Annotated in this window: 11 protein-coding genes; 2 read left to right on the top strand and 9 right to left on the bottom strand. The window is 50.8% G+C overall.

The genetic code is table 11. The annotated features are described in order from the left end of the window. Window positions 1–196: 196 nt before the first annotated feature. The 6 genes from L2731_RS11045 to L2731_RS11020 form a co-directional block, all read right to left on the bottom strand. Window positions 197–310, bottom strand: coding sequence for an AlpA family phage regulatory protein (locus L2731_RS11045; protein ID WP_249253137.1), 114 nt, complete (start codon window positions 308–310; stop codon window positions 197–199). A gap of 176 nt (window positions 311–486) precedes the next feature. Continuing rightward, window positions 487–876 (bottom strand): IS200/IS605 family transposase, encoded by a 390-nt coding sequence (gene tnpA, locus L2731_RS11040; RefSeq protein ID WP_249253135.1) that lies wholly within the window; start codon window positions 874–876, stop codon window positions 487–489. Window positions 877–1,060: 184 nt separating this feature from the next. Further along, complete coding sequence (locus L2731_RS11035; protein ID WP_249253134.1) at window positions 1,061–2,158, bottom strand: 5-(carboxyamino)imidazole ribonucleotide synthase; 1,098 nt, start codon at window positions 2,156–2,158, stop codon at window positions 1,061–1,063. Next, complete coding sequence (gene purE / locus L2731_RS11030) at window positions 2,158–2,640, bottom strand: 5-(carboxyamino)imidazole ribonucleotide mutase (protein ID WP_249253133.1); 483 nt, start codon at window positions 2,638–2,640, stop codon at window positions 2,158–2,160. Before purE ends, L2731_RS11035 begins: the two co-directional genes overlap by 1 nt. A 9-nt stretch (window positions 2,641–2,649) precedes the next feature. Further along, entirely contained in the window at window positions 2,650–3,582 is a 933-nt protein-coding gene (locus L2731_RS11025) for a sodium-dependent bicarbonate transport family permease (protein ID WP_011865049.1), read from the bottom strand. Window position 3,583: 1 nt separating this feature from the next. After that, the gene (locus L2731_RS11020; protein ID WP_249253132.1) at window positions 3,584–3,832 is read right to left on the bottom strand and encodes a hypothetical protein; all 249 of its coding nucleotides are present in this window, start codon (window positions 3,830–3,832) and stop codon (window positions 3,584–3,586) included. 138 nt (window positions 3,833–3,970) lie between these two features. Between L2731_RS11020 and L2731_RS11015 the strand changes: the two genes are divergently transcribed. Further along, window positions 3,971–4,912, top strand: coding sequence for a LysR family transcriptional regulator (locus L2731_RS11015; RefSeq protein ID WP_249253131.1), 942 nt, complete (start codon window positions 3,971–3,973; stop codon window positions 4,910–4,912). 210 nt (window positions 4,913–5,122) lie between these two features. Here L2731_RS11015 and L2731_RS11010 read toward each other — a convergent pair whose 3' ends face one another. The 3 genes from L2731_RS11010 to L2731_RS11000 all read right to left on the bottom strand — a co-directional run bounded on the left by L2731_RS11010 (window position 5,123) and on the right by L2731_RS11000 (window position 6,335). After that, window positions 5,123–5,545, bottom strand: coding sequence for a DoxX family protein (locus L2731_RS11010; protein ID WP_249253130.1), 423 nt, complete (start codon window positions 5,543–5,545; stop codon window positions 5,123–5,125). A 9-nt stretch (window positions 5,546–5,554) separates the two neighbouring features. After that, window positions 5,555–5,977 carry an organic hydroperoxide reductase Ohr gene (gene ohr / locus L2731_RS11005; protein ID WP_249253129.1) on the bottom strand — a complete coding sequence of 141 codons (423 nt, stop codon included), beginning with the start codon at window positions 5,975–5,977 and terminating at the stop codon, window positions 5,555–5,557. Window positions 5,978–6,119: 142 nt separating this feature from the next. After that, complete coding sequence (locus L2731_RS11000) at window positions 6,120–6,335, bottom strand: TIGR02450 family Trp-rich protein (RefSeq protein WP_249253128.1); 216 nt, start codon at window positions 6,333–6,335, stop codon at window positions 6,120–6,122. 394 nt (window positions 6,336–6,729) lie between these two features. Between L2731_RS11000 and L2731_RS10995 the strand changes: the two genes are divergently transcribed. Further along, entirely contained in the window at window positions 6,730–7,518 is a 789-nt protein-coding gene (locus tag L2731_RS10995; protein ID WP_249253126.1) for an alpha/beta fold hydrolase, read from the top strand. The last annotated feature ends 170 nt before the right edge of the window (window positions 7,519–7,688 follow it).

Genomic DNA, 7,688 nt, shown 5'->3' with positions numbered 1-7,688 from the left:
TACAGTCAGCTGAGACCACATCAATATAACGGTGGGCTAACACCTAATGAGTCAGAGCGAAGATACTGGCTTGAATACAAAACCGTGGCCAATTTTAGTTGACCACTACAGAGCGAAGATACTGGCTTGAATACAAAACCGTGGCCAATTTTAGTTGACCACTACACACCAGCTTCGTAATCGTTAGTTATGACCACTACACTCCAATCGATAACTGTTCAGGAAATGCTCCCTGCTTAATCATTCTATAAAGAGTAGCTTTGCTTAGACTGGTGATTTCCATTACTTCTTTCAATTTAATTAGCTTCATGATGAGCTCCGTTGTTATTGCCTCATCAGATAAGCAGTGGCGATTCAATACGAACCGTAAAAATCCACCTGCATAGCAGGTGGCTTTGCTTTTGAGGCACCTTATAAGGGTGCCTTTGGATGTTATGAAAGCTCAAGTTGTTGCTGACGTTATGCATCTTCTTTAGCTTTTCTATCCTAATGCTTTACGTATCTTCTAATTATCTCTTCGTTTGCACCAACTGAATCTACAAAATATCCTCTCTGCCAAAAATGGTTACCCCATAACTTCTTCTTTCGTAAGTATGGAAATTTATTAAATAACCTTATCGCCGTACGACCTTTCAAAGTCCCCATTAGCTCTGAAACACTCAAGCTTGGAGGAGTTCTTACCACAAGATGTACGTGATCTACTTGAACATTCAATTCCACAACAGAACATTTCTTCATGCTACAAAACACATAAATACTTCGATAAAGCTCCTTGCCAACATTTCCCCTAAAAATCTTATATCTATACTTCGGGGTCCACACAATGTGATACTGGCAACGATAGAAAACGTGAGAAGCGGATTCATATCTGCTCATGCTATTTACTCCTTCTATTTGCTGGTAACAAACAACTGTGAGTATCTAGCATGAGCACTCTACGGGCATAGCCCAGAAGGAACGATCACCACCTCCATAGGAGGTGGTTTTTTATTATCGATTTAAGACGCTTAGAAGCTAAATCTTAGACACCAATCTAGTGCTTGCACATGAATCACTTAGCCTAGCACTTCACCAGCGACTGCTCGACGCTTTGCATCTGACTGGCCAGTAGGGCGTAGTCATCCAGCATGAAATTGATGTGTCCCAGCTTGCGGTTGGGCTTAGCGGCCTTGTTGTACCAGTGCAGGCTGGCATTGCTGCTTAGGGCGTCCATTGGCGGTGCAACTACGCCTAGTAGGTTCAGCATGCCGGTCTTACCTATAGCCGAAGTTGCCCCCAAGGCGAGTCCGGCGACGGCGCGAATGTGGTTCTCAAACTGGCAGGTCTGGGCACCGAGCTGGGTCCAGTGACCACTGTTATGTACCCTAGGTGCCAGTTCGTTCACCAGCAGCTTATTACCCACCACAAACAGCTCCATGGCGAGCACGCCCACATACTCTTGGGCTTGCAGCAGTTTGGTCATATAGGCTTGCGCCTGCTGCACCATCTCGCCGCTTAACCCTCTGGCGGGCGCCATTGAGCGCAGCAGAATACCGTTTTGATGTTGATTCTCGGTCAAGGGATAACAACTCACCTCGCCGCTGGCGCTGCGCACACCGATAATAGACACCTCTGCATCGAAGGGGATCCATTGCTCGGCTAAGTAATGACCTTGTTTAAGCTCAGGCGCAACACTAGCAAGATCATCATCGCTACGTACCACCCACTGGTTCTTGCCGTCATAACCTTCATCGAGGGACTTGATCACCATGGGATAACCTAAGGTCTTGGCGCTCTCCTCGAGGCTGACATTATAGGTAAAGGGCGCACAGGGAATACCAAGCTCGGCTAATAGCTGCTTTTCATGGATGCGGCTCTTGCACTTGGCGATGCTGTCGACATTCGGTCTGATGGTGCAGTGGGCATCGAGGGCGCGAACTAACTCGAGATCCACCTGCTCTTTTTCGACCGTGATCACCTCGGGTTTGCCCAAGGCTTCATAGAGTGCGCTGACACTCTGCCCCGACTGCCAGGGCGCCACAGGGCCTAGGCCCTCGACGCAGCTGAGATCCGTATCAGGGCCGCCATCGGCGACGAAACTGAATTTAAGCCCTAAGGGAATGCCCGCCAGCGCCATCATGCGCGCCAGCTGACCACAACCGATAATGCCGATACGCATTATTCCACCTCCAGCGGCACACCTGAGGTTTGGCTAGCACGCCAGTCACACAGACGCTGGGTCAGTTCAGCATCACCCAAGGCCAGGATTTGCGCCGCCATCAGGCCGGCGTTGAAGGCGCCTGAATCGCCAATCGCCTGAGTCGCCACCGCAACGCCTTTGGGCATCTGCACGATAGAAAGCAGGCTATCCATCCCCTTCAGGGCCTTGCTCATCACAGGCACGGCAATCACCGGCAGGTGTGTCATGGCCGCGGTCATGCCCGGCAAATGCGCGGCGCCGCCGGCACCGGCAATGATCACCTCGCTCCCCTCATCAGCCGCGCCGTGGCTGAAGCTCACCAGTCGCTCTGGGGTGCGGTGCGCCGAGACCACCTGTTTGCTGTAGGCGATCCCCAGGGCATCCAGGACTGTGGTGGCATTTTTCATGGTCGGCCAATCGCTCTGTGAACCCATGATGATTGCTACTCTTGCTTTATTCATACGTGCCTCTTAATTTGATAACCAATAGGTGAACAGCGCATAGGTAGGTATGCCCACCAATACGTTGAACGGAAATGTAATTGCCAGTGAATAGGTAATAGACAGGCTCTGATTCGCCTCGGGAATCGCGACCCGCATGGCCGCCGGCACCGCTATGTATGAGGCGCTCGCCCCAAGTACCGCCAGCAGAGTGGCGCCGCCGCTCGACAGTCCCATCTGTAAGCCAAGAATACTGCCCAGCAAGCCACCAATCAGTGGCATGAAGACGCCGAATGCCAACATGAAGTTGCCCATCTGCTTCAGCTCTTTTAGACGGCTGGCGGCAAGCATCCCCATCTCCAGCAGGAAGAGGGCTAACACACCATGGAACAGGTTGAAGAAGAGCGGGGTCACCCCCTCGATGCGCTCGGCCCAGAAATAGCCGATGATCAGCGCGCCGACCAGCAGCACCAGGCTCTGGTTGCAGAACACCTCATGGATGAGTGTGCGCCACTTTAGGTTAGTACCCGAGCGTCTGGCCAGGGCGATACCCACGGCGATGGCGGGGATCTCCAGCAATACCACAAACAGCGGGAAATAGGCCTCGTAGCTTATGCCTTGCGCCTCGAGAAACGCCACGGCCACCGCATAGGTGCCTATGCTGACCGAACCATAGTGGGCGGCAATTGAGGCTGCATCTTCAAGCTTAAGCTGGCCGATATAGCGCAGAATAGGAAAGGCGATCAGCGGAATAATCAGCCCCATACCAATCACTAACAAGGATTGTGGCAGCAATGCCATGGAGCCATATTTTGACAGTGCCACGCCTCCTTTGAGGCCGATGGCCAGCATGAGAAACAGCGTGAGGCTTTGATAGAGCGCCTTGGGAAACTGTATATCCGAGCGGATTAGGGTGGCGAGCGCTCCCAGGATAAAGAAGGCGATGGTGATATCTAACTGCATCTTAGGCGCCCTTTACTTGCAGGCGAGTGGCAGGCTTTACGGTGCGGCGCCTATTCGAGAACTTAGACGACAGCTTGGCAGCGATAGAGACCAGGGTCAGAGAGAGCAGACCGAGACCAACTACCAGTAACCCCATGCCGTTGTGCCCTTCCCTCATGGTCGCAAACGCCAGCGTGGTCACCATCAGACCGACGACTAGGCTAAAGAGTGATTGTTTTTCTGCCAGGACAAGCTGAGTTAACTGTTTCATAAGATCCCCCGTTTACGACTGATACCGCGAAAAATTCGGTGTTCTTTTAACTGGAGCGATCTTGCCAAAAACAATTTATATATAAAAATAGATATTTTTGTGTTTTTATATAGATAAAAATCTATATATGGAGCGACTATGTCCCTCAGACTACAGGCACATCTTGGTACCCTCAGGCAGATGGAGATCTTGCTGGCTGTCTATGATAGCGGCAGTGTAAGCGGCGCCGCCGAGACCTTACATCTCACGCAGCCCACCATCTCGATGCAACTCAAGAAGCTCGCCGATGTGATAGGTTTCCCCCTGTATAACATAGTGGGTCGCAAGGTGGTGTTTACCGAGGCGGGGCTGGAGGTGGTTAAATCGGCCACAGAGATCCTCGACAGCTTTGCGAGGCTAGAGATGTCGCTCTCGGACATGGGGGAGCTCAAATCGGGTACCCTGCGCCTGGCTGTGGTGACCACCTCGAAATACTTTATTCCCCACCTGCTTGGCCCCTTCTGCGAGCGCTACCCCAATGTCGCTGTGCAGCTAAATGTGGGCAACCGCCAGCAGATCATCGAGCGCCTCAAACAGGGCATCGACGACTTCTATGTGTTCAGTCATCCACCGGCGGATCTCAACACAGAGAGTATCGAGTTCTTCAACAATCCTCTGGTGGCTATTGCCCAGGAGAATCATCCTCTGGTCAGTCAGGATGGCGTCTCGTTAGCCGAGCTCTGTGAGGCGCCCTTCTTGATGCGTGAAAATGGCTCGGGCACCCGCTTGGCCATCGAGCGTTTCATGGCGAAACAGGGGGTGAAGCTAAACGTGAAGATGACCATTGAAAGCAACGAGGCGATCAAGCACTCGGTGATGTCTGGGCTGGGCGTCAGTATTCTCTCGGCCCATACCCTTGCCTTTGGCGGCAATACCGGGCTGGCGCAGCTGAATGTGAAGGAGCTGCCGATTAACTCCAACTGGTATTTTCTCTGGCTTAAATCAAAACGTCCCTCGGCGATCGCCCAGGCCTTCTTGACCCATGTTGAAAGCGAGGGCCGTGAGATGCTGCTTACCGAACTCGCCAAACATAAGTTATAAGAAAGCCCCATAGAATGGGGCGTTTTATTGTGTCCTGGTGAATACCTAGTGCCTGTTGATCTTAAAGGCTTATTGATGCGCTATTTTGCAGGCAATTATACAAGCCTTAGGCACTAGGCATTAGTCATTAGTCATTAGGGGACGCCACAAAACTGCCCCCAGTAGGCAACGGCCGACAAACCCAAGCTTACGGATTATTCTAGACTAGGCCTAGCGACCCCCCTTGTTACCAAGTTGCTTCAGGTGACTGTGGCCAGCCAACACCAGTAAACCTGCGAATATCCCCAGATTCTTAATGAAATTTTGCATCTCATGTGCCGCTTCAAGCCCTTCGAAATGCCAAAAATCATGCAGTGTAACGTTAATCAGTAACACCATCATAGCTAACAGCGAAGCAACCACTGACGTATAACGGTTTAACATTAAACAGATGCCCGCCACAATCTGGCTAACACCGGCACTGGCAAGCAGCAGGGGAATTAGCACCATGTGATGTCGCTCCATTAAGGCAACATGCATATCCCAACTGACAAACTTCAAGATCCCAGGGACGAGAAAATAGAGCGCTAGCATGATACACCCAACTAAGATGCCCGCAGAAGCGAATCGTTCATCCATCGAATGACTATTCATAAATTGCACTTACAAAGACTCACCATTAACCATTAGCCCTACGTCAATGTTGTTACGCACGGCATTAGAGTATGGGCAGACCTGATGGGCCATCTTGACCAATTCAACCGCCTGCTCCTGAGGTAATGACAGTTCAACGTTGAGCTTAACGCTCAGTCCAAACCCGCCTTCGGCGCGGGCGCCTATGCCAACTTCGGCCGTAACCGGCGCCTGAGTCAGCTTCACCTTAGCTTCTCTGGCAACATGCAATATGGCGTTAGAAAAACAGGCGCTATAACCCGCAGCAAACAGTTGCTCTGGGTTGGTCGCCTCACCGGTTCCGCCCATCTCCTTAGGATAGCTTAGGTCTAGCGACAGTTTGCCATCGTCGGTGGCGACTCGGCCGTTACGTCCGGCACTGGCAGTAGCACTGGTTTGATATAATGCCTTCATCTCATTTTCCTCTCTCGATCTTGATAAAATAAATTGCACACAACTTAACTGTGGCTATTTATAGCAAACAAGAGAGTGTCGCGCAAATAAATTGCGTGCAATTTAAGTAAAAAGGCTCGATGGCGATTATTGGTTAAGCCGATTAGCGCCAGCCAACAAGCCAGATATCACTGTCTTTCAGTGAACGCCAGTCGATAGCATATTGCCTGCCACTATGCAGGGCCTCGATGACGCAGCCTTGGACATTTCGCTGCTCGTCATAATCCACCTCAATCACTATGAAGTGTTTCTCACGCGCCTGTGGCGTTACTTTTGTCCATTTACTCTGGAGCAGTTTCTTAGGATGTAATCGATTCATAAATAGGCCTACGGCAATAGCCGTCCCAGAGATCACTCGGCGGGCGTTAAAGCTTAACTATGCCCCGCTGCTATTGCCCTCCTAAAGACGATGACTTTTGATAGAAGGTTAAAGCTCCCGTCCACCAGCTCTTGGTACTGCTAGCCTCATGGTCTCACTGGCCTCATGATCTCGCCGCTTAACATTGGCCTATCTACAATCTTTCTACGATTGACCACACTATGCTCACACGGTGCTCACGCCATACTCGCATCGGCAGCCGTTTTTCACCCCACAGGTTTACGTTGAAAACATGATCTGATGCATTAACATCTTCTGGACATGCTCTCTTTTTCGCCTTACCTTGAAATAGAGTAATTACTCTAAACCGTTTTCACCAAGAGTGGGAGTTAACATGGTTGAATTAGTAGATGTAAACGGAACTCAGGTTCATATAGAAGGTCAAGGCGAACAGACCATACTGATGCTTCACGGCTGGCCCGATACCTATCGGCTCTGGCAACCACAGGTCGATGTCCTTAAGTCAGATTATCGTTGTGTTCGATTTAGCCTGCCCGGCTACGAGGACAAACAATCGCGCACACTCTATACCTTAGAGCAGATCGTCACCTTAATTGACGCTGTCATCGATGCCGTTAGCCCTAACCAAAAGGTGATCTTAATGCTCCACGATTGGGGCTGCTTCTTCGGTTACCAGTTTTATCTGCGCCACCAGGATAAAGTCGAGAAGATCATAGGTGTCGACATTGGTGATGCCGGCTCAAAGGAGCATCAGTTAACCGCAAGCGTCAAAGCCTTTATGTTTGCCTACCAGATCTGGTTAGCCACGGCCTGGAAAATTGGCGGCACCATTGGCGATGCGATGACCCGCAAGATGGCTAAGTGGCTTCATGCACCGGGAGATCCTGCCTTGATCAGTTCATCCATGACCTATTCCTACTACTGGAAATGGAGTCGAACGCTGACGGGCAAGCCTCTGGGTCATCTGCCGCTAAAAATCGATTGTCCCTTGCTGTTTATATACGGAAAGAATAAACCGGGTATGTTCCACTCCTCTGCGTGGGAACAAGAGATGGCCGCAAGAGAAGGGAATCGGGTCATCGCCTTCGATACCCGTCACTGGGTCATGACAGAAGCGCCGGAGGCCTTTAATCAAGCCATCACCCAATGGTTAACACGTTAACCTAACCGGGCTCATTTCGATGAGGAATCGAGCCCGCATGCCCTGCCACGCCCCTAAATTTCGCCTTCCTGCTGGGTGATAAAAAAGCGTTTTACACTAGATATTAAGATCATAACGAAACAAATCGCCAACTTAGTCTTGCTTTTCATTAGCGGTTCGACATAAACTCG

Source organism: Shewanella aquimarina, from assembly GCF_023349185.1.
GTDB lineage: Bacteria > Pseudomonadota > Gammaproteobacteria > Enterobacterales > Shewanellaceae > Shewanella > Shewanella aquimarina.
This window is presented reverse-complemented; position numbering and strand designations above follow the sequence as displayed.

Excerpts from the sequence above, each read along its gene's own strand:
- L2731_RS11045 (WP_249253137.1), bottom strand. The coding sequence starts at position 310 with ATGAAGCTAATTAAATTGAAAGAAGTAATGGAAATCACCAGTCTAAGC.
- tnpA (WP_249253135.1), bottom strand. The coding sequence starts at position 876 with ATGAGCAGATATGAATCCGCTTCTCACGTTTTCTATCGTTGCCAGTAT.
- L2731_RS11035 (WP_249253134.1), bottom strand. The coding sequence starts at position 2,158 with ATGCGTATCGGCATTATCGGTTGTGGTCAGCTGGCGCGCATGATGGCG.
- purE (WP_249253133.1), bottom strand. The coding sequence starts at position 2,640 with ATGAATAAAGCAAGAGTAGCAATCATCATGGGTTCACAGAGCGATTGG.
- L2731_RS11025 (WP_011865049.1), bottom strand. The coding sequence starts at position 3,582 with ATGCAGTTAGATATCACCATCGCCTTCTTTATCCTGGGAGCGCTCGCC.
- L2731_RS11020 (WP_249253132.1), bottom strand. The coding sequence starts at position 3,832 with ATGAAACAGTTAACTCAGCTTGTCCTGGCAGAAAAACAATCACTCTTT.
- L2731_RS11015 (WP_249253131.1), top strand. The coding sequence starts at position 3,971 with ATGTCCCTCAGACTACAGGCACATCTTGGTACCCTCAGGCAGATGGAG.
- L2731_RS11010 (WP_249253130.1), bottom strand. The coding sequence starts at position 5,545 with ATGAATAGTCATTCGATGGATGAACGATTCGCTTCTGCGGGCATCTTA.
- ohr (WP_249253129.1), bottom strand. The coding sequence starts at position 5,977 with ATGAAGGCATTATATCAAACCAGTGCTACTGCCAGTGCCGGACGTAAC.
- L2731_RS11000 (WP_249253128.1), bottom strand. The coding sequence starts at position 6,335 with ATGAATCGATTACATCCTAAGAAACTGCTCCAGAGTAAATGGACAAAA.
- L2731_RS10995 (WP_249253126.1), top strand. The coding sequence starts at position 6,730 with ATGGTTGAATTAGTAGATGTAAACGGAACTCAGGTTCATATAGAAGGT.